The sequence below is a fragment of the Paraburkholderia monticola genome (assembly GCF_001580545.1).
Taxonomy (GTDB): domain Bacteria; phylum Pseudomonadota; class Gammaproteobacteria; order Burkholderiales; family Burkholderiaceae; genus Paraburkholderia; species Paraburkholderia monticola.
Map to the genome: position 1 here is coordinate 366,695 of NZ_LRBG01000038.1, position 20,706 is coordinate 387,400.

Annotated in this window: 17 protein-coding genes; 8 read left to right on the top strand and 9 right to left on the bottom strand. The window is 64.5% G+C overall.

All coding sequences use genetic code 11. The features are described from left to right. Window positions 1-40: 40 nt before the first annotated feature. Together CI15_RS29145 and CI15_RS29150 are read left to right on the top strand one after the other, a co-directional pair. Window positions 41-2,005, top strand: a complete 1,965-nt coding sequence (locus CI15_RS29145; protein ID WP_062135131.1) for a beta-galactosidase — start codon at window positions 41-43, stop codon at window positions 2,003-2,005. Window positions 2,006-2,145: 140 nt separating this feature from the next. After that, on the top strand, window positions 2,146-3,339 hold the full coding sequence (locus tag CI15_RS29150) for a glycoside hydrolase family 53 protein (protein ID WP_062135134.1): 1,194 nt from the start codon (window positions 2,146-2,148) through the stop codon (window positions 3,337-3,339). Window positions 3,340-3,376: 37 nt separating this feature from the next. Here CI15_RS29150 and CI15_RS29155 read toward each other — a convergent pair whose 3' ends face one another. The 3 genes from CI15_RS29155 to CI15_RS37080 all read right to left on the bottom strand — a co-directional run bounded on the left by CI15_RS29155 (window position 3,377) and on the right by CI15_RS37080 (window position 4,496). Next, on the bottom strand, window positions 3,377-3,709 hold the full coding sequence (locus CI15_RS29155) for a hypothetical protein (protein WP_062135139.1): 333 nt from the start codon (window positions 3,707-3,709) through the stop codon (window positions 3,377-3,379). Window positions 3,710-3,874: 165 nt separating this feature from the next. Continuing rightward, window positions 3,875-4,327, bottom strand: coding sequence for an Lrp/AsnC family transcriptional regulator (locus tag CI15_RS29160; protein WP_062135142.1), 453 nt, complete (start codon window positions 4,325-4,327; stop codon window positions 3,875-3,877). Between the two features lie 10 nt (window positions 4,328-4,337). Continuing rightward, on the bottom strand, window positions 4,338-4,496 hold the full coding sequence (locus CI15_RS37080; protein WP_161950076.1) for a hypothetical protein: 159 nt from the start codon (window positions 4,494-4,496) through the stop codon (window positions 4,338-4,340). On the opposite strand from CI15_RS37080, the gene CI15_RS29165 reads away from it, so the two are divergent. Next, a complete protein-coding gene (locus CI15_RS29165) occupies window positions 4,495-5,067 on the top strand; it encodes a LysE family translocator (RefSeq protein WP_241495975.1) in 573 nt (190 codons plus the stop codon). The genes CI15_RS37080 and CI15_RS29165 overlap by 2 nt on opposite strands. Window positions 5,068-5,187: 120 nt before the next feature. Here CI15_RS29165 and CI15_RS29170 read toward each other — a convergent pair whose 3' ends face one another. The 4 genes from CI15_RS29170 to CI15_RS29185 all read right to left on the bottom strand — a co-directional run bounded on the left by CI15_RS29170 (window position 5,188) and on the right by CI15_RS29185 (window position 9,193). Continuing rightward, window positions 5,188-6,546 carry an MFS transporter gene (locus CI15_RS29170; protein ID WP_062135148.1) on the bottom strand — a complete coding sequence of 453 codons (1,359 nt, stop codon included), beginning with the start codon at window positions 6,544-6,546 and terminating at the stop codon, window positions 5,188-5,190. 377 nt (window positions 6,547-6,923) lie between these two features. After that, window positions 6,924-7,910, bottom strand: a complete 987-nt coding sequence (locus CI15_RS29175; protein ID WP_062136241.1) for a M14 family metallopeptidase — start codon at window positions 7,908-7,910, stop codon at window positions 6,924-6,926. 166 nt (window positions 7,911-8,076) lie between these two features. Then, on the bottom strand, window positions 8,077-8,484 hold the full coding sequence (locus CI15_RS29180) for a GtrA family protein (RefSeq protein ID WP_062135151.1): 408 nt from the start codon (window positions 8,482-8,484) through the stop codon (window positions 8,077-8,079). A 13-nt stretch (window positions 8,485-8,497) separates the two neighbouring features. Further along, entirely contained in the window at window positions 8,498-9,193 is a 696-nt protein-coding gene (locus CI15_RS29185; RefSeq protein WP_062135153.1) for a class I SAM-dependent methyltransferase, read from the bottom strand. Window positions 9,194-9,497: 304 nt separating this feature from the next. Between CI15_RS29185 and CI15_RS29190 the strand changes: the two genes are divergently transcribed. Further along, entirely contained in the window at window positions 9,498-10,436 is a 939-nt protein-coding gene (locus CI15_RS29190) for a glycosyltransferase family 2 protein (RefSeq protein WP_062135157.1), read from the top strand. Continuing rightward, complete coding sequence (locus CI15_RS29195; RefSeq protein WP_062135161.1) at window positions 10,433-12,055, top strand: hypothetical protein; 1,623 nt, start codon at window positions 10,433-10,435, stop codon at window positions 12,053-12,055. Before CI15_RS29190 ends, CI15_RS29195 begins: the two co-directional genes overlap by 4 nt. A 58-nt stretch (window positions 12,056-12,113) precedes the next feature. Here CI15_RS29195 and CI15_RS29200 read toward each other — a convergent pair whose 3' ends face one another. Then, window positions 12,114-13,196 carry a tartrate dehydrogenase gene (locus tag CI15_RS29200; protein ID WP_062135165.1) on the bottom strand — a complete coding sequence of 361 codons (1,083 nt, stop codon included), beginning with the start codon at window positions 13,194-13,196 and terminating at the stop codon, window positions 12,114-12,116. 63 nt (window positions 13,197-13,259) lie between these two features. Beyond that, the gene (prpR, locus tag CI15_RS29205; RefSeq protein WP_062135168.1) at window positions 13,260-15,218 is read right to left on the bottom strand and encodes a propionate catabolism operon regulatory protein PrpR; all 1,959 of its coding nucleotides are present in this window, start codon (window positions 15,216-15,218) and stop codon (window positions 13,260-13,262) included. Between the two features lie 236 nt (window positions 15,219-15,454). Between prpR and prpC the strand changes: the two genes are divergently transcribed. The 3 genes from prpC to prpF all read left to right on the top strand — a co-directional run bounded on the left by prpC (window position 15,455) and on the right by prpF (window position 20,705). Further along, window positions 15,455-16,624, top strand: coding sequence for a bifunctional 2-methylcitrate synthase/citrate synthase (gene prpC, locus CI15_RS29210; RefSeq protein WP_062135171.1), 1,170 nt, complete (start codon window positions 15,455-15,457; stop codon window positions 16,622-16,624). A 192-nt stretch (window positions 16,625-16,816) separates the two neighbouring features. Beyond that, complete coding sequence (acnD, locus tag CI15_RS29215) at window positions 16,817-19,414, top strand: Fe/S-dependent 2-methylisocitrate dehydratase AcnD (protein WP_062135174.1); 2,598 nt, start codon at window positions 16,817-16,819, stop codon at window positions 19,412-19,414. A gap of 106 nt (window positions 19,415-19,520) precedes the next feature. Then, a complete protein-coding gene (gene prpF, locus CI15_RS29220) occupies window positions 19,521-20,705 on the top strand; it encodes a 2-methylaconitate cis-trans isomerase PrpF (RefSeq protein WP_062135177.1) in 1,185 nt (394 codons plus the stop codon). Window position 20,706: the final 1 nt, after the last annotated feature.

A 20,706-nucleotide genomic window follows, 5' to 3' on the forward strand; every position in this document is an offset into this window, starting at 1 on the left:
ACGACGGTTCGACGTCACCTCACCACCACGAGACTTTCACATGCAACTTGGTGTCTGCTACTACCCGGAACAATGGCCACGCGCGATGTGGGCCGACGACGCGCAACGCATGGTCGAACTCGGTATCACGCACGTGCGGATCGCCGAATTCGCGTGGAGCCGCATGGAGCCGCGCGCCGGCGAATTCGACTGGCAATGGCTCGACGAAGCCGTCGAGACGCTCGCGAAAGCGGGGCTGAAACTCGTGCTCGGCACGCCGACCGCTTCGCCGCCGAAGTGGCTCGTCGACGCGCATCCGGACGTGTTGCCGGTGCGTGCGGACGGCACGCGCTGGAATTTCGGCTCGCGGCGTCACTACGACGTTTCGAGCGACACCTATCGGCGCGAATGCGTGCGCATCGTCACCGCGATGGCGAAGCGCTACGGGCGGCATCCGTCGATCGTCGCGTGGCAGACCGATAACGAACTCGGCTGCCACGACACGGTGCCCAGTTATTCGGTCGCGGCGTTGCAGCGTTTTCACGCATGGCTGCTGCGGCGCCATGAAACGATCGACGCGTTGAACGACGCGTGGGGCAACGTGTTCTGGAGCATGGAGTATCCGTCGTTCGACGCGATCGGCCTGCCGACGCTGACCCCCACCGACGCCAACCCGATCCATCTGCTCGAGTTCCGCCGCTTCATGTCCGACGAGGTGGCGAGCTTCCATCGCGAGCAGATCGACGTGCTGCGCGAGCATGCGCCGAGCGCGGATCTGCTGCACAACTTCATGGGCTTTTTCACGACCTTCGATCACTATCGCTTCGCCGCCGACAATGCGATCGACGTCGCCGCATGGGACAGCTATCCGATCGCGCGCACCGAATCGATCGCGTTGCCGGAGGAGCAGAAGGCGCGCTTCGCGCGAACCGGACACCCCGACGTATCTGCGTTCGATCACGACCGTTACCGGAGCATTGGCCGCGGCCGCTTCTGGGTGATGGAGCAGCAGGCGGGGCCGGTGAACTGGGCGCCGTGGAATCCGGTGCCCGCGCCGGGCATGGTGCGGTTGTGGGCATACGAGGCGTTCGCGCACGGCGCGGAGCTGGTGTCGTATTTCCGCTGGCGCCAGTGCCCGTATGCGCAGGAGCAGATGCATTCCGGGCTCAATCTGCCGAACAACGAGCTGTCGCCGGGCGGTCTCGAGGTGCAACAGGCCGCGCGTGAGATCGCGGGCAGCACGCTGCTCTCGACGCTCGCCGCGCCCGCGCGCGCGGCCACCGCGCTGGTATTCGACTACGAGACGCAGTGGATGTTCGAAATCCAGCGTCATGGCAAGGGCTTCGACTACCAGACGCTCGTGTTCGACTACTACGAGTCGCTGCGCGAACTCGGGCTCGATGTCGATATCGTGTCGAGCCGTGCCGATCTCTCAGGCTATCAGTTGGTCGTCGTGCCGAGTCTCGCGGTGATCGACTCCACGCTCGTCGAACAGATCGCGCGTTCGAACGCGCAATGGGTGTTCGGCCCGCGCAGCGGCTCGAAAACCGACGCGTTCGCGATTCCGGGCAATCTGCCGCCCGGCGCGTTGCAGCAGGTGCTGCCGATCCAGGTGCTCGAAGTCGAAACGCTGCGCTCGACGCTTGCACCGGCACTGTCGATCGACGGCACTCAGGGCCGCGCGCTGCACTGGCGCGAGCATGTGCGCGCCAACGGCGAGACTCGCATTGCCGCACGCTTCGACGACGCGTGGCCCGCGCTGCTGACGCACGGCAAGCTGCGCTACGTCGCCGGCTGGCTGTCGCATGAACTGCATCGCACGGTGTTGCAGCAGGCCGCTCACGACGCGGGCCTCGCTACGCAAGTGCTGGCCGACGGGCTGCGTCTGCGTCGCCGCGGCGGCCTGATCTTCGCATTCAATTTCGGCGCGCAACCGGTGCAGGCGCCGGCGCCGCGCAATGCGACGTTCGTGCTCGGCGAGTCGCGCCTGAAAACCGGCGACGTTTGCGTATGGAAAGACGCGTGACGCAGTGCGGTCCGCTTGGAAAAATCAGCAAAGCAGTGGGCGGTAAAAGCAGTCTGAAGCTCGAAGGTTGCAATACGGACGCATCAAACCAGATCAGGCGGCCCGTCAGGAGCCGCCATTCAATCGATGGAGGATGACGGATGAACCGAAGAGAAATGCTGGGATGGCTGGCGGGCGCCGCTGCGGCGGCCGGTGTCGGCGCGACGGTGAGCGTGCCTGCTGTCGCGGCCGGGAATGGCCGGCAGACAGGCGATGATGATGCGCAACAGAGCGCCGCCGCGCGCGCCAACCGCTTCGCGATGGGCGCGGACGTCTCGACCTTGCTCGAACTCGAAGCGAACGGCGCGAAGTACTACGAGCATGGCAAGGCGCACGACTGTCTGCAGATCCTGAAGCATCACGGCGTCGATTCGATCCGGATCAAGGTGTGGAACGACCCTGGCAATCCCGACTTCTTTCCGGCCAATCAGAGTCCCGCGGCAGGCTGGAACAATGCCGAGCACGCGCGGATCCTCGCGCGTCGCGCCGCCGCGCTCGGCCTGCGCGTGCTGATCGACTTTCATTACAGCGACTGGTGGGCCGATCCGGGCAAGCAGTACCCGCCGCACGACTGGGTCGGCAAGGACATCACCGAGACCTGTGCGCTGCTCTCGGCGTACACGTCGAACGTGTTGCGGATGCTCGAGCACGACGGCGTGCGTCCCGAGTGGGTGCAGATCGGCAACGAGATCACCGGCGGCATGTTGTGGCCGCTCGGCAAGTACGATCAGCTCGACAATCTCGCGGCGCTGCTGAAGGCCGGGCACGACGCGGTCAAATCCGTCGACGCGCGCATCAAGGTGATGCTGCATATCGACAGCGGCGGCAACAACGCGACGAGCCGCTGGTGGTTCGACAGCATGACGCAGCGTGGCGTCACGTTCGACCTGATCGGCCTGTCGTATTACCCGCAATGGCAGGGCTCGTTCAGCGACCTGCAGGGCAACGTGAACGACCTCGCGACACGCTACGACAAGGACGTGATCGTCGTCGAGACCGCGTATCCGTGGACGACCAGCGACGGCGATTCGGAACCGGACTCGATGACCAACGTCGGGACGTCGCCGTACCCGCAGACGCCCGCTGGCCAGGCGCAGTTTCTCGGCGCGGTGACCGACATCGTCAAGGCGATCCCCGACGGCCACGGCAAGGGTGTGTTCTGGTGGGAGCCTGAGTGGATTCCGACGCCGAACGTCGGCTGGAAGGTCGGTGCCGGCGATCAGTGGGACAACAACACGCTGTTCGATTTCCACGGCAATGCGTTGTCGTCGCTCGATGCGTTTCGCAAACGTTAGCGTGCGCGGCTGAAGGCGGCCCGGCGTATCCCGGGCATCACGGCGCCGGCGCTGCCTGCCCCTTGTGCCGGTTCACACAGTCCGACGTGATCGCCATGCTCGCCTGATCGGGCGTCATGTGCGGCGCGTCGGGGCTGTAGATCTTTTCGATGATCGCGTCGACGGCTGCGCGATCGGACGGATCTTTGTAGTAGTGGGCGGCCTGTTCGAGCGCCTGGGCTTGGGTCTTCTTGTGCGCGCGCCACGACGCGACCTGGCCGGCGATATCGCCGAGCGCGAAACATTGATCGCTGACGGTCTGCGCGACGGCCTGAGCGGCCGGCTGTGCGATGCACAGCGCGACGAGCGCGGATACGACTACGCGTTTCATTACCGGAATCCTGAGATGAGACGGCGGCGGCGCGGCAGCGGCGATGGTCGCCGTGCCGGGCTGCGCGCGCGTAAATAGCTGCGTAGTGTATCGGGAAGTGAGGCGTGGCGCTTTTTGCTGCTGTGGATCACGATGCCGCAGGCGGGAGGGGGCGGCGTCGATGCGTCACAACGGCAGCGGCCGATCTTCGAGAATGCTTTTCATGACCAACGTCGACGACAGCCGCAGCACGCAGGGCAGCGTCAACAGATAGCGGTCGTAGAGGATCTGGAACGCCTTCAGATCGCGCGTGACGACGTGCAGCATGTAATCGGGATCGCCGAACAGGCGCTCCGCCCGGGTGATCTCGGGGATGTCCGCCAGCGCGTGTTCGAACGACTGGATGTTCTTGCTGCTGCCTTCCCGTAGCGTCGCGAAGACGATCGCCGAGAAGTTCAGGCCGATCGTTGCCGGATCGATGATGGCCCGATAGCCGCTGATGACCCCGGCTTTCTCCAAGGCCCGCAGGCGCCGCTGGCACGGCGAGAGGCTCAGGCCAATGCGCTCACTGAGCTCGGTGACGGTGAGTCTGCCATCTTGCTGCAATTCGGCAAGAATCTTGCGATCGATATCGTCCATACGAAAAATTCTAGCGCAGGCGGCTCTGCTGCAGCAAGAAAGAGGGAGCACCTTCGACAGCCAACTCCGTAACATTCACTCCATCCAGAACATGCCTTTGGCGAGGAATCCCGGCGGTGGAAGTGAGTTTGTTGACGGCCTTTTGGCTTTTATCGTTTTCGTTGGTCATGGTGCCCGGCGCCGACTGGGCCTATGCGATCTCGGCTGGATTGCGCGAGCGGGCGATTGCGCCCGCCATTACCGGCATGCTGCTCGGGTATCTCGCGATCACCGTGGTGGTGGCGGCAGGCGTCGGCGCGCTAGTCGCCAAGGCGCCGGCCGTCATGGCCGTGCTGACTTTCGTCGGTGCGGCTTATCTGTTGTGGATCGGCGGCAATATTCTTGCTCGCCCGGCAGTGCCGACGGTCGCGGCCGAGCGCGCACCCGACGCGGCGCTGGACTGGTCCGTGCGAGGTTTCGCGGTGAGCGGCCTCAATCCCAAAGCGCTGCTGCTGTTTCTCGCGTTGCTGCCGCAGTTCACACGTGCCACTGATGCATGGTCGATTCCGATGCAGATCGGCGCGTTGGGCCTGCTGCACATGATCAATTGCGCGGTGGTCTATTCGGTGGTCGGTCTCGGCTCGAAGATGGTGCTGCGCACGCGTCCGAGCGTCGCGCGCAGAGTCAGCCAGGTTTCAGGCGCGGCGATGGTTCTGATTGCCGTGCTGCTGTGTGTCGAGCAGCTTCTCTCGTTCAGGTAAGCGCGAGACTTCACTCGTTCGGTCACAAAAAAAGCCGCCCTGCGAATTGCAGGGCGGCTTCAGCATTACCGGTCGATCGAACCGCTAGCGGTCCGTCAGAGGGCAGATGTCATCGCACGCTCAATGCCCGAACGACTCGGCCTTCGGCGCACCGGCTTCCGCCACCTGCGGCCGTGCCGCCTGCTTGATCAGCAGCGCGACGCACGACAGCACACCGGCAATCGCGATGGTCGCGAAGATGCCGCCGAACGAGAAGTGACGGCGCGTCAGCTCAGCCACGAGGAACGAGCCCGCGATGCCGCCGAAGCGGCCGACGCCGAGCATCCACGCGACGCCCGTGCCGCGGCCGACGGTCGGGTAGAACGCGGCGGCGAGCGCCGGCATCGACGATTGCGCGGTGTTCATCAGCACGCCGGCGACGAACACGATCAGCACGAGCGCGCCCACGTTACCAGCCGCCTGGCCGATGAAGTACACGCTGACGGCGGTCAGCGCGTAGCAGACCGCGATCACGCGATTCGCGTTGAAGCGGTCCATCAGCACGCCGGCCAGCACCGCGCCGACGCCGCCGAGCGGGAACAGCGCCGAGATCAGCGTCGCGCGTTCCGGCGTGAGGCCGGCATCCTTCAGCAGGATCGGCATCCAGTTGATCGACGCGTAGAAGATCACGAGGCCCATGAAGTAGGCGACCCACAACATCACCGAACCGACGATGTACGAACGCGACAACACCAGGCCGAGACCCTTGCCGCCGGTTTGCGGCGCGGTTTCGGTCATCGTGAACCCGGCGGCCTGCGACGCGTCGGCGGAAATGCGCGCGAGCGCCGCGCGAATCCGCTCGGCCGGCTTGTTGTTCGCGACCATGTAGCGGACCGATTCGGGCATCTTGACGACCAACAGCAGCAACAGCAGCAGGGGCGTGACGCCGCCGAGGATCAGCACGCTGCGCCAGCCCAGATGCGGAATCATCCACGCGGCGAGGAAACCGCCGCACGCGGCGCCGAGCGGAAAGCCACAGAACATCAGGTTGATCATGGTGGCGCGGCGGTTGTCCGGGCAGTACTCGCCCATCATCGTCACCGCGTTCGGCATTGCGGCGCCGAGGCCGACGCCGGTGATGAAGCGCAGCACGGTCAACTGGTCGATACCGGTCGAGAACGCCGATGCGAGGCAGGCGACGCCGAACAGCAGCACCGAGCCGATCAGCATCGAGCGACGCCCGAGGCGGTCGGACAGCGGACCCGAACCGAGCGCGCCGCACGCGAGGCCGAAGAGCGCGGCGCTCAGCACCGGCGCGAGCGCGGGTTTGGCGATACCCCATTCGGTGATCAGCGAAGGCGCGATGAAGCCGATCGCGGCAGTGTCAAAACCGTCCAGCAGGACGATGATGAAGCACATGAAAAAGATCAGCCACTGGAACGGCGAAAACGGATGTTCGTTGATGAACGTTTGAACGTTCACAGCGGGGCTGCGGTTCATGATGGTCTCCTGACTGCGAAAGGCCCGACACGACGGGCCATTCTTCTAAAGACTGTACGCCGTCTGGAAGCGGCGCACGACGCCTGCGCCTGGGCAAATCGACCGTGCTTCGGCAATGAATCATACCCGGACGGATCGGCTTGACGGAGCCGCGTCGGGCGAGGAAATTTGTTCGAATAGAGAACGACGATTCTTCACGCGAACGCGCGCCACTGTAAGTAATGAAATGAAGCGGGTCAACGGGGGATTACCCGAGATACGCAAAGCAGGCGCGACCCCGCTTTGCGTCGATGGGCGATGCGCCTGATAGGGCCGGTCAAGGAGACGGGCGCGTCAGGCTCAACGCGACGAAATTAACGGCCAACGGCTTCGGACGGTTATCCCGTCATCTCAGAATTGGTCACCGTTCGCTCGATTCGCCCGAGCCGCACCACGGTTACCCCCGGACGCAACTGGCGCAGCGACGGCATCACCAGCACGCAGTTGTCGTAGGGCGTGCGCACCGCCTCGCCGTTCGACCAGCCGATCACGGCGCCCGCCTCGGCGAAAACCTCGAGGCCGGTGTAGGCCGCGGCGAAGCGGAAGTCCATGCTGGTCGCGACGACCGGCTGCGTCACGCGCACGATCTGCTGCTCGGGCGGCAACGGCGCAAGCCAACCCGGCGGCAGATCCGTTTCGTCGATCACGCCGGAGAGCAGCAGGAAGCGCGCGGTCGTGTCGCGCGCGACCGCCACCGCACCGCGCTCCCAATGCTGGCCGCATTCGATCAGCAGCGCGTTCTTCGCGCTCGCGGCGTCGCCGAAGCCTTCGTAGTCGCGCATGCGGCGGCCTTCGGGATGTCCTTCGTCGGAGATCACCGTGGCGGGCGTGCCGAGCCGCACCGCGAGGTCGATGCCTTTTTGCAGCGGTCCCGCGACGATCAGCGGCTTGCACCGTTCGTGCATCGAATGCAGGTCGAGCAGCGCGTCGACGGTGTCGATCACCGGGCGCATCGCCCGCGCGCGCTCGAGTTCGCTCGACGTGCGCGACGCGTCGTCGAGCACCGTGGCGGTCCACACGCGGTTGAAGTCCTGATCGACGAAGCGCGCGGCATCCGGATTCGCGGGATCGAAGCGCCGGTACGCGGCAACGTTCGCGAACGCGAGCGTGAGGCGCCCGCGCCGCGGCCGCAGCGCGCGGCGCAGCAGTTCATCGACGACGATCGCGCCGCACACTTCGTTGCCGTGCGTAAGCGCGTTGATCATCACGTGCGGACCCGGAAGGCCGGAATCGAACGTGTGAACATAGGCAATGCCCGACGGCGATTGCTCGTGCTGCGCGATATCGGGGAACTCGACTTCGATCGGATAGGCTTCCCTGCTCATTGCTGTGTCCTTGTGAATGGCTTCGATCATCTCTTCGTAAGACGTTGTTCATGTCAACGCCCGCGCAAGAGATAGTAACGGCTCCTCCGATCTGTGCTCACCGTATCGCGCAACGTCGACAAAATCGTGAACAAATGTCACTGACGCGCGGAGCGGATGCGCACCATCAGCGTGCGCGTTCGCGCATCGCCCAATACCGGTTGCCGAGAAAGCCCACGATCACGTAGACGGGAATGCCGCACAGTTGCGCGAGGTAGGGTGCGTGCGTGAGATGCAACACCGACACCATCGTCGCGAGATTGGCCAGATACGAGATCAGCACGACGATCAGAAAGCGGATGGCGGTGTGCCGCGTTGCCGCTGTCCTGAACGTGAACTTGCTGTTGAGCGCGAAGCTCAGTCCCACGCCCATCGCGTAGCCGACGATGTTGGCGACCACGGGGAGGGCGCCCGCCGCCTGCACGGCGAAGATGATAACGGCCGAGATCGCCGTATTGAGGCCGCCAACCAGCAGGTACTTGATGAACTGGCGAAGAGGTTCGCCACGTGGCGCGGTGGTGCGCAGGCCGGTCATTGAATGGCCGCCTTCATGCGGCGCTCGCGTAGACGGAGTATTGGGCGCCGAGTGGGACATGGGTCAGATATTTTTCGAGCGGACGAAGTGTGGCCAGCATGTGAGGAAAGAAGATCCGGAAGCGCACGACGACATCGGAAAAGCCAGCATCGAGGCACGCCTGCTTCATATTGCGCGCGCTGATCAGTTTGGCGTTCACATCGAACTCGCAGGTGTTGACCGCCCTGACGGTCAGCGGGTTCAACGGATTGTGCTCGAATACGACGACCGTGCCCCGCGGACCCACGACGCGCCTCAGTTCGCCCAGCAGATGAACATGCTCGGCGTGATCGATATGGTGGAACACGCACATGGCATAAGCGAGATTGAATTCGCCCTGCTCGAAAGGCAGCGTATGGCCGTCGAAGTGAACGAAGCGCGAAGAATCGGGGAAGCGGCTTTGCGCGACCTCCAGTGAGCGCTCCGATACATCCGCGCAGGTGAGCTGCGCGTTCGGCAAGTAGCGCTTCACCCAGGGGATCGACGTGCCGACGCCCGAGCCGAAATCGAGCAGGCGCGCGGGCAGCGCATTGCGTCGCGCCATCTCCTCGGCGATGTCGCGAATCTTGTACTCGGCGAAATACTCTGGGCCTTCTCCCGATACTGCAATGTTGCGGGCGTGCAGCGAAAGATACTCGTCAGCAAAGCTGTCGAACTCGGCTTTGTCCATGCTATTCATCCTCAATTGTCGCCATGACCCAATGATACGGGACTGCGTGAGTCATCGCATTTCATTGCGCATACCGACATTGATCGTCGACGATGTATCAGTAAAAAGCGCTTATTCGTATTCCGATGTGGTAATTCCGTTGCGGTTCTAATTCGACCTTTTTTCCGATGGCTTAGTGATTTTCAGACAAAGAGGTCCGCATGCTTGCCTCGGATCGCTGATGCGTACTAATGTCGAAACAGGTTAAACGCCGGACTCTGCGCCTGACTCTAGGTCGAGCCAGCTTCAGAATGGGGATTTGCCTATGACGACGACGATGAATCTCGTCGTGCCGTGCTACAACGAAGAAGAGGTTCTTGCCGAGACGAGTAAGCGGCTTCTCGCACTTCTGGAGCGATTGATCGAAGCCGGCGAACTCAGCCACGAAAGCCGCATCACTTTCATTGACGACGGTTCCCGCGACCATACATGGTCGATTATTGAAGCGCTGCACGCGCAGAATGCCCGCTACGGCGGCATCAAACTCTCGCGCAATCGCGGCCACCAGAACGCGCTGCTTGCCGGCCTGATGACGGCTCAAGGCGATGTGCTAGTGAGTCTCGACGCCGATCTTCAGGACGATATCGAAGCCATTCCGCGCATGCTCGCGGAATATCGGCAGGGTGCGGAAATTGTTTTCGGTGTACGTCACAAACGGACCACGGACACCTTCTTCAAGCGCGTCACCGCGCGCAACTACTACAAGCTGCTCAAGACGTTCGGCGTCGATATCCTGCCGGGCCACGCGGACTTTCGCCTGATGAGCCGCAAGACCGTGGAAGCGTTGCGCCAGTTTCAGGAGGTCAATCTGTTCCTGCGCGGCATCATTCCGCTGCTCGGGTTCAAAACCGCGGTCGTCGAATACGAGCGCGCGCCGCGCTTTGCGGGCGAGAGCAAATACCCGCTCAGCAAAATGCTCATTCTCGCGTTCGACGGCATCACGTCGTTCTCCGCCGTGCCCTTGCAATGGAGTACGCGCATCGGCGCATTGCTGGCGATCGGTTCGCTCGGCTTCGGCGCATGGGCCGCCTATGCGCGCATCTTCACGCACCTCACCGTGCCCGGCTGGGCGTCGACGGTGATCCCAATGTACTTTCTCGGCGGTATCCAGTTGCTCTTTCTCGGTGTGATCGGCGGCTACATCTCGAAGACGTACGCCGAAACCAAGCAGCGTCCTCGTTTCATCATTGAGCAAACCTTATGAACTCTCCCGTCGATCGCTCGACGCCGACGAATGCCGGCGTCGAGGCGGCGGCTGGAGACGCGTTGTTGGCGCGCTCCGGCCGGCTCGCCGCTATTGTTCCTCGCGTGCTTCTCGTCGTCACCGTGTTGTATGGCGGAGCCTTGTTCTGGATCGCGCCGCGTCCGCCGTGGGCCGACTTGCCGCAACACGCGGGACAGGTGATGTTGCTGCGCGATCTGCTCGAGCATACGTCGCCGTGGCAAAACCTCGTGCAGCTCAACCTGCTCACGCCGTATCTCGTCGGCTACGGCGTCGCGTTGCCGCTGACTTATCTGATGCCGATCGGCGCCGCGCTCAAGTGCGTGCTGATGCTCGCGTACTTCGCATTCGTGGCCTCGTGCGTGGGCTTTCGTCGCTATCTGGGCGGCGATCCACGGCTCGACTGGCTGTTCGTGCCGGGATTTTTCGGCTTCGCTTTCATGTGGGGCTTCTATACGTTTCTGGTCGCGACGCCGCTGGGCATTCTGTTCATGTGGCTCGCGCACGACTATGCGACAGCGACCTCCGCGAGAAAGGGTGTCTGGATGTTCGTGGCGGGCACCGCGCTGTTCTTCTGTCACGGGCTCGTGTTTCTGTTCGCGATGGTGGTAGGCGTCGGCTACGTGCTAATCAAACAGAAGACGTTCGCGCGCAAGATACTCGCGCTCGCGCCGTTCGTGCCGCTCGGCGTGCTGTGCATCGCCTATATGTTGTGGAGCCGCGCGACCGATCCGCTGCTCGGCCACCCGTTGGCGGGTGTGGCCGTATTCCAGTGGGGCTTCGACTGGCAGCGTGTGCTGTCGCTGCCGGTCTACGTGTGGGGCTTGAACAAGAGCGCGGCCGTGTATTTGCCGCTCTTCGCGCTGATGGTCGCCGCGCCATGGCTGTGGCGCAACCGGATCAATCCCGATCGCTCGGTCATCGTGCCGATGCTCGCCGTGGCGTTCGTGTGGTTCCTCGTACCGGGCACGGCGCTGAAGACGGCGTACCTGTATCACCGTTTCGCGGTGTTTCTGCTGCCCGCCTATGCGCTGATGTTCCGCGCGCCGCCAATGCCGGCGAGCGGCACGCGCCGTGCGTCGTCCGGCTCGACCTCGGGCACGCTGCGTGGCTTCGGCGTGCAGGCGTTGATCGTCGCCGGATGCTGGATCTTCTTCACGGATCAGGCGATTCGCCTGCATCGTTTCGCCGTCGAGAATGCGCCGCTCGGAGAGTTGCTCGAGCAGGCCGAGCCGGGTCAACGCGCGCTGAGCCTCATCTTCGATCGCGCGAGTCCCGCCTATAAAAGCCCGTTCGCGTACGAGCACCAGCCGCTGTGGTATCAGGCGGAGAAACACGGTTTCGTCGATCTGAACTTCGCGACTTTCGTGCCGCAGATCGCGCGCTTCAGGCCGGGCATGATGCCCGTCGCTCCTCCGGTGCTCGAACACGATCCGGGAAGTTTCGAATGGAACAAGGACATCGGCCGTCAGTACCGCTATTTCTTCGTTCGCAAGGAAGGGCCGTTGCCGAACAATTTCTTCGCCAATAACGAATGCGATGTCGCACTCGTGACGCACGAGGGCGAATGGTCGCTCTACGAGCGGCGTAACTGTCGATGACGGCGTAGATGGCCGGGCATTCGCAGCGCGGGTAGCTGCGCCCGGCGCTTCGTTCACGTCACGCGAGTTTGGCCGCAATGGCCTTGCCGACATCGCTCGTGCTCGCGTTGCCGCCGAGGTCGCCGGTGTGCGGACCTTCGATCAGCGTAGCCTCGATCGCTTTCAGGATCGCGTCGTGCGCGTCGCGCTCCTTGCCGCTCGAATGGCCGAGGAAGTCGAGCATCATCGCGGCGGACCAGATCATCGCGATCGGATTCGCGATGTGCTTGCCGGCGATGTCGGGTGCGGAGCCGTGCACCGGCTCGAACAGCGACGGAAACTTGCGGTCCGGATTGAGGTTGCCCGATGGTGCCAGGCCGATCGTGCCCGTGCATGCGGGGCCGAGATCGGACAGGATGTCGCCGAACAGATTGGTCGCGACGACCACGTCGAAACGGTCCGGGTTCAGTACGAAGCGCGCGCACAGGATGTCGATGTGCTGCTTGTCCCATGTGACATCCGGATACTGCGCGGCGACACCGGAAGCGCATTTGTCCCACCACGGCATGCTGATCGCGATGCCGTTGCTCTTCGTCGCGACGGTGATTTTCTTGCGCGCGCGGCGCTGCGCGAGATCGAACGCGAACTTCAGCACGCGCTCGCTACCGTACCGCGTGAACACCGACTCCTGCAGCACGAATTCGCGCTCGGTGCCTTCGAACATCAAGCCGCCCACCGACGAGTACTCGCCCTCGGTGTTCTCGCGCACGATCCAGAAATCGATGTCGCCGGCCTTGCGTCCCGCGAGCGGCGACGGCACGCCCGCAAAGAGCCGCGCGGGCCGCAGGTTCACGTACTGGTCGAATTCGCGGCGAAACTTCAGGAGCGATCCCCACAGCGAGATGTGATCGGGCACGGTGTCGGGCCAGCCGACCGCGCCGAACAGGATCGCATCGGCCGATTGCAGTTGCGCTTTCCAGTCGTCCGGCATCATCTTGCCGTGCTTCGCGTAGTAGTCGCAGCTTGCCCACTCGATGTGCTGATACTCGAGCTCGATGCCGAAGCGTTGGGTCGCCACTTCGAGTACGCGCAACGCTTCGGGCATCACCTCGACGCCGATGCCGTCGCCGGGGATGACGGCGATCCGGTATTTGTTCGACATGCTGGGCTCCTGATTGGAAAATGGGTTGGGGATGCGGCGGCGGTCATTTTATGCGCGCGAGGCCTAACGCCCCGCGTTCAGCTTGCGCCACAACGTCGTCTTGCTGATGCCCAACGCGGCGCACGCCGCATCGCGATCGCCTTCGTGAGCCGCGAGCACCGCGCGGATTTCGTCGGCTTCGACATGACGACTGCGTTCGCGCAACGTCAGCGCGGCGGGTTTCGCGCGCGCGACCGGCTCGACGACTTCCGGCGCGATCGCGCGCAGCATGTCGCGCGTGACGAGCTCCGTGCTCGCCTCGGTGTCGGCGTCGCTATCGGCGAGTTCGACCACGATCCGCTCGATCACGTTCTGCAACTCGCGCACGTTGCCGGGCCACGCATAGCGCCGCAACGCCACACCCAGTCCTTCGAGCATGCGCGCGGCGGTGTCCGCGTCGGGCACGCGCGCCGCCAGTCTCGGCTCGCGCGCGGCCGCCTGGCGCAACAGTTCTGCGGCGAGCGGCAGCAGGTCGTTCGGCCGCTCGCGAAGCGGCGGCAACGCGATGCTGAGGATGTTGAGCCGGTAGTACAGATCGGCGCGGAAACTGCCGGCCGCGACGCCGTCGGTCAGCGCGCGATGCGTCGCCGCGACGACGCGGATATCGACGCGCATCGGCTCCGTCGAACCGAGCCGCACCACCTCGCGCTCCTGCAAGACGCGCAACAGGCGGCTCTGCAACGGCAACGGCATTTCGCCGATCTCGTCGAGAAACAGCGTGCCGCGATGCGCGACCTCGATCAGCCCCGCCTTGCCACCCTTGCGCGCGCCGGTAAAGGCGCCTTCCTCGTAGCCGAACAGCTCGCTTTCGAGCAGCGCCTCCGGAAACGCGCCGCAATTGATCGCGACGAACGCGAAGTCGCGTCGCGCGCTCAGCTGATGCATGCTCTGCGCGACCATCTCCTTGCCGGTGCCGCTCTCGCCGAGTATCAGCACGGTCGCATCCGACCTCGCATAACGCGCGACCAGCGCGCGCACGCGTTCGATCGATTCCGACGCGCCGACGATATCGTCGAGCCGGTAGCGCGCGGTGAACTGCTGCACGCGTTGGCGCGCACGCAGCGTGCGATCGAGCCGCTCGACCGCGCGCGATTCCTGAAACGTCAGCACGGTGCCCGGCGCCGCGCCGCTGCTCGCGAGCGGCCCGCGATGCACGACATAGCTCGCGCCGCGCACGGTGCAGAAGCTGTCGCCGTCCGTATCGGGCAGACTGCCCGCGAGGTCCGGCGCGAGATCGTGCAGCGCGCGGCCTACGGCCTTCGCGGCATCGATGCCGAGCACGCTCGCAAGACGCTGGTTCATCACTTCGACGCGGCCTTGCGCATCGAGCGCGACCACGCCGTCGCGCAGGTGCTGCAGCAGCGTGTCGAGCCGCTGACGCCGCACGGTTTCGCGGCGCGTCGCCTGCGCGACTTCGAGCGCGGTGTCGAAGCCGGCGCGCACCGACGCGCGCGAGTACAGAAACACCGCGCCCATGCCCGCGCTCGCGGCGAGATCGGTGACGAGGCCCGGGCCGACCACGACCTCGATGCCGCGATCGCTGAGATCGAGCACGACGCTCTCCGCGTCCTGGGCGGACTGGTACGACGCGAACGTGACATCGAGCGCGTATGCGGCGGTGAAGCGGCGCAGTTCGTCGGGGGTGTCGCCGTGGGTGACGAGCGCGACGCGCGCGCCTTCGCGACGCGCGCGCGCGAGCGCATGCATCACGTCGTAGCCGGTCGGGCTGATACGCACGACCGGCACCGACACGCGGGTTTTCAGATACGCGCCGTTCGAGCCGCCCGCGAGCACGACGTCGGGACGCCCGGCGCCCGCGCCTTCGATTTCGCGGACCGCGTCTTCGAACGCGTGCGACACGATGCGTATATCCGCGCGTTCAACGTATTCGCCGGCGATGTCGAAGAACAGATCGCGCAGGCGGCTGATACTGAGTGCCCAGACGCGCGGACGCTGCGGCGGTTCGTACAGAGGCGTGCTCAAGGTCGGCGGCTCGTGGCGGGGTGAGTTGGATCTCTATTATGCGAGCATTCATTGCCGATATGAAATCTGAAGTTTCAATAATGAAATCGCGCGTGCGGCGGGTCGCGGCATCGGTTGACAGGGACTCTCACTAAATCAGGCACTTAGCTGAGGGCGCGCGACCTGGCCCGTTCTTTGCTGTTAAGGCAGCCAGTCGAGGCAATGGCCCAAATTCCAACCCTTTCTGGAGACAATCAATGAGCGAAGCAGACAACAGCACGCCGAACGCAGGCGCGTTCAAGCCGAAAAAATCCGTCGCGCTGTCCGGCGTGACCGCGGGCAACACTGCGCTGTGCACGGTCGGCAAGACCGGCAACGATCTGCACTATCGCGGCTACGACATTCTCGACATCGCCAGCGCGTGCGAATTCGAAGAGATCGCCCATCTGCTGGTCCATGGCAAGCTGCCGACCCAGGCCGAACTGACCGCGTACAAGACCAAACTGAAATCGATGCGCGGCCTGCCCGCGAACGTGAAGGCCGCGCTCGAATGGATTCCGGCCGCCGCGCATCCGATGGACGTGATGCGCACCGGCGTATCGGTGCTCGGCACCGTGCTGCCCGAAAAGGACGACCACAACCTGCCCGGCGCGCGCGACATCGCCGACAAGCTGATGGCTTCGCTCGGCTCGATGCTGCTGTACTGGTATCACTACTCGCACAACGGCAAGCGCATCGAGGTCGAAACCGACGACGATTCGATCGGCGGCCATTTCCTGCATCTGCTGCACGGCGTCGAGCCGTCGAAGGCGTGGGTCGACGCGATGCACGTGTCGCTGAACCTGTACGCGGAGCACGAGTTCAACGCCTCGACGTTCACCGGCCGCGTGATCGCGGGCACGGGCTCGGACATCTACTCGGCGATCACCGGCGCGATCGGCGCGCTGCGCGGCCCGAAGCACGGCGGCGCCAATGAAGTCGCGTTCGAGATCCAGTCGCGCTACCAGACGCCGGACGAAGCGGAAGCCGACATCCGCCGCCGCGTCGAGAACAAGGAAGTCGTGATCGGCTTCGGCCATCCGGTCTACACGATCTCGGACCCGCGCAACAAGGTCATCAAGGAAGTCGCGAAGAACCTCTCGAACAAGGCGGGCAACACCAAGCTGTTCTCGATCGCCGAGCGGCTCGAATCGGTCATGTGGGATGCGAAGAAGATGTTCCCGAACCTCGACTGGTTCAGCGCGGTGTCGTATCACATGATGGGCGTGCCGACCGCGATGTTCACGCCGCTGTTCGTGATCTCGCGTACGGCCGGCTGGAGCGCGCACATCATCGAGCAGCGCGTCGACAACAAGATCATTCGGCCGAGCGCGAACTACACCGGTCCGGACGATCTGCCGTTCGTGCCGCTGGCCAAGCGCGTCTAACGTGAGCCCGGAGCGGCACGCATGACGCCGCCGCTCCGCAAACAGCGCGCAACAACTGTCGTTCAGCATCACGCCAGCAGCGCGCTAAACTACCTGCACCCTCCGACCGTCCGCGCGAGCGAAGTATCGCCGCAGCCGCCGGACGCCGCCGGCATCCGGTCCGGCGGCCGCTAACAGTCCTGTCCCTACGTCATGAATACTGCCAACCGCAAACGCCTTCCCGGCACCGAGCTCGACTTCTTCGATACGCGCGCCGCGGTCGACGCGATCGAGCCCGGCGCCTACGACAAGCTGCCGTACACGTCGCGCGTGCTCGCCGAAAACCTGGTGCGCCGCTGCGATCCGGTGACGCTCACCGCTTCGCTGAAACAGATCATCGAGCGCAAGCGCGAGCTGGATTTTCCGTGGTTCCCGGCGCGTGTCGTCTGTCACGACATTCTCGGCCAGACCGCGCTCGTCGATCTGGCGGGCCTGCGCGATGCGATCGCCGCGCAAGGCGGCGATCCGGCGCTGGTGAATCCGGTGGTGCCGACGCAGCTCGTCGTCGATCACTCGCTGGCCGTCGAATGCGGCGGTTTCGATCCGGATGCGTTCGCGAAGAATCGCGCGATCGAAGACCGACGCAACGAAGACCGCTTCGATTTCATCAACTGGACCAAGCGCGCGTTCCGCAACGTCGACGTGATTCCGCCGGGCAACGGCATCCTGCATCAGATCAATCTCGAACGCATGAGCCCGGTCGTGCAGGTGAAGGACGGCGTCGCGTTTCCCGACACGCTGGTCGGCACCGACTCGCATACGCCGATGGTCGATGCGCTCGGCGTGATCGCGATCGGCGTCGGCGGCCTCGAAGCGGAGAGCGTGATGCTCGGTCGCGCGTCGTATATGCGGCTGCCCGATATCGTCGGCGTGGAGCTCTCCGGCAAGCCGGGCGAGGGGATCACCGCGACCGACGTGGTGTTGTCGTTGACCGAGTTCCTGCGCAAGGAGAAGGTGGTCGGCGCGTACCTGGAGTTCTACGGCGAAGGCGCGGCGAACCTGACCCTGGGCGATCGCGCGACGATCGCGAACATGGCGCCCGAGTTCGGCGCGACCGCCGCGATGTTCTATATCGACGAGCAGACGATCCGCTATCTGAAGCTGACCGGCCGCGACGACGAACTCGTCCGACTCGTCGAAACGTATGCGAAGCACACCGGCTTGTGGGCCGATACGCTTGAGCACGCCGAGTACGAGCGCGTGCTGAAGTTCGATCTGTCGAGCGTGGTGCGTACGCTCGCGGGGCCGTCGAATCCGCATCGCCGCTTGCCGGTGTCGGAGCTGGCCGCGCGCGGCGTGAGCGGCAAGGTCGAGAACGAGCCCGGTCTGATGCCCGACGGCGCGGTGATCATCGCCGCGATCACGAGCTGCACGAACACGAACAATCCGCGCAACATGATCGCCGCGGGTCTGGTCGCACGCAACGCGAACCGGCGCGGTCTCGTGCGCAAGCCGTGGGTCAAGAGCTCGCTCGCGCCAGGCTCGAAGGCGGTCACGCTGTATCTGGAAGAGGCAGGGCTGTTGCCTGAGCTCGAACAGCTCGGCTTCGGCGTTGTCGCGTATGCGTGCACGTCGTGCAACGGCATGTCCGGGGCCCTGGACCCGGTGATCCAGAAGGAAGTGATCGAGCGCGACCTGTATGCGACCGCCGTGCTGTCCGGCAACCGCAACTTCGACGGCCGGATCCATCCGTACGCGAAGCAGGCGTTCCTCGCCTCGCCGCCGCTCGTCGTCGCGTATGCGATCGCGGGCACGATCCGCTTCGACATCGAGAAGGACGTGCTCGGCGTCGACGCCGACGGTCATGCCGTCACGCTGAAAGACCTCTGGCCGTCGGATGCGGAGATCGATGCGATCGTCGAGGCGAGCGTGAAGCCGGAGCAGTTCCGCAAGGTGTATGAACCGATGTTCGCGGTGCACGCCGACACCGGCGCGAAAGCCGACCCGCTGTACGACTGGCGCGAGCACAGCACCTATATTCGCCGTCCGCCGTACTGGGAAGGCGCACTGGCCGGCGCGCGCACGCTGCAGGGCATGCGTGCATTGGCCGTGCTCGGAGACAACATCACGACGGACCATCTGTCGCCGTCGAATGCGATTCTGTCGGACAGCGCGGCAGGTGAGTACCTGACGAAAATGGGCTTGCCCGAAGAGGACTTCAACTCGTACGCGACGCACCGCGGCGATCACCTGACCGCGCAGCGCGCGACCTTCGCGAACCCGACGCTGAAGAACGAGATGGTGCTCGAAGACGGCAAGGTGAAGGCCGGTTCGCTCGCGCGTATCGAGCCCGAGGGCAAGGTCACGCGCATGTGGGAAGCGATCGAAACGTATATGGAGCGCAAGCAGCCGCTGATCGTGATCGCGGGTGCCGACTATGGCCAGGGTTCGTCGCGCGACTGGGCCGCCAAGGGCGTGCGGCTCGCGGGGACCGAAGCGATCGTCGCGGAAGGCTTCGAGCGGATTCACCGCACGAACCTCGTCGGCATGGGTGTGTTGCCGCTCGAATTCAAGCCTGGCGTGAATCGCCTGACGCTCGGCATCGACGGCACCGAGACCTTCGACGTGATCGGCGAGCGCAAGCCGCGCGCCGATCTGACGCTGGTGATTCATCGTCGCAATGGCGAGCGCGTCGAAGTGCCGGTGACGTGCCGGCTCGATACGGCCGAAGAGGTGTCGATCTACGAAGCCGGCGGCGTGCTGCAGCGTTTCGCGCAAGACTTTCTCGAGTCGGCCAAAGCGGCGGCTTGATCGGTTGAGGCGCGTTTTGCACTGAACGTCACGACAAAACAGGGCGATGCGGCTTGACGTGCCGCATCGCCCTTTATCAAAGATCACGTCACCTCAGGACACTTTCATGCACTTACCCCAGATCAGGATTCCGGCCACCTATATGCGCGGCGGTACCAGCAAGGGCGTGTTTTTCCGTCTGCAGGATTTGCCCGAGGCCGCGCAAACACCGGGCGCCGCGCGTGACGCGCTGCTGATGCGCGTGATCGGCAGTCCCGATCCGTACGGCAAGCAGATCGACGGCATGGGCGGCGCCACGTCGAGCACGAGCAAGACCGTGATCATTTCGCGCAGCGGCCGGCCCGATCACGACGTCGACTATCTGTTCGGTCAGGTGTCGATCGACAAGGCGTTCGTCGACTGGAGCGGTAATTGCGGCAACCTGTCCGCCGCGGTCGGGCCGTTCGCGATCAGCGCGGGCCTCGTCGAGGCGAGCCGCGTGCCGCGCGATGGCGTCGCCATCGTGCGCATCTGGCAGGCCAATATCGGCAAGACGATCATCGCGCACGTGCCGATGACGGGCGGCGCGGTGCAGGAAACCGGCGACTTCGAACTCGACGGCGTGACCTTTCCGGCCGCCGAAGTGCCGCTCGAATTCATGGACCCGGCCGCCGATGAAGACGGCGCGGGCGGCGCGATGTTCCCGACCGGCAACCTCGTCGACGACCTGGACGTGCCCGGCGTCGGTACGTTGAAGGCGACGATGATCAATGCGGGCATTCCGACGATCTTCGTCGAGGCCGAAGCGATCGGCTACAAGGGCACCGAGTTGCAGGACGCGATCAACAGCGACGCGAAGGCGCTCGCGATGTTCGAGACGATTCGCGCGCACGGCGCGCTGCGCATGGGGCTCATCAAGCATCTCGACGAGATCGCGACGCGCCAGCACACGCCGAAGGTCGCGTTCGTCGCGAAGCCCGCGGATTATGTCGCGTCGAGCGGCAAGCCGGTGCGCGCGGGCGACGTCGACTTGCTGGTGCGCGCGATGTCGATGGGCAAGCTGCATCACGCGATGATGGGCACGGCGGCGGTGGCGATCGGCACCGCGGCGGCGATCGCGGGCACGCTCGTCAATCAGGCGGCGGGCGGCGGCGAACGCGAGGCAGTGCGCTTCGGGCATCCGTCCGGCACGTTGCGCGTCGGCGCGCAGGCGAGTCTGAAGGACGGCGAGTGGGTCGTCACGAAGGCGATCATGAGCCGCAGCGCCCGCGTGTTGATGGAGGGCTGGGTTCGGGTGCCGCAGCAGGGTTGAG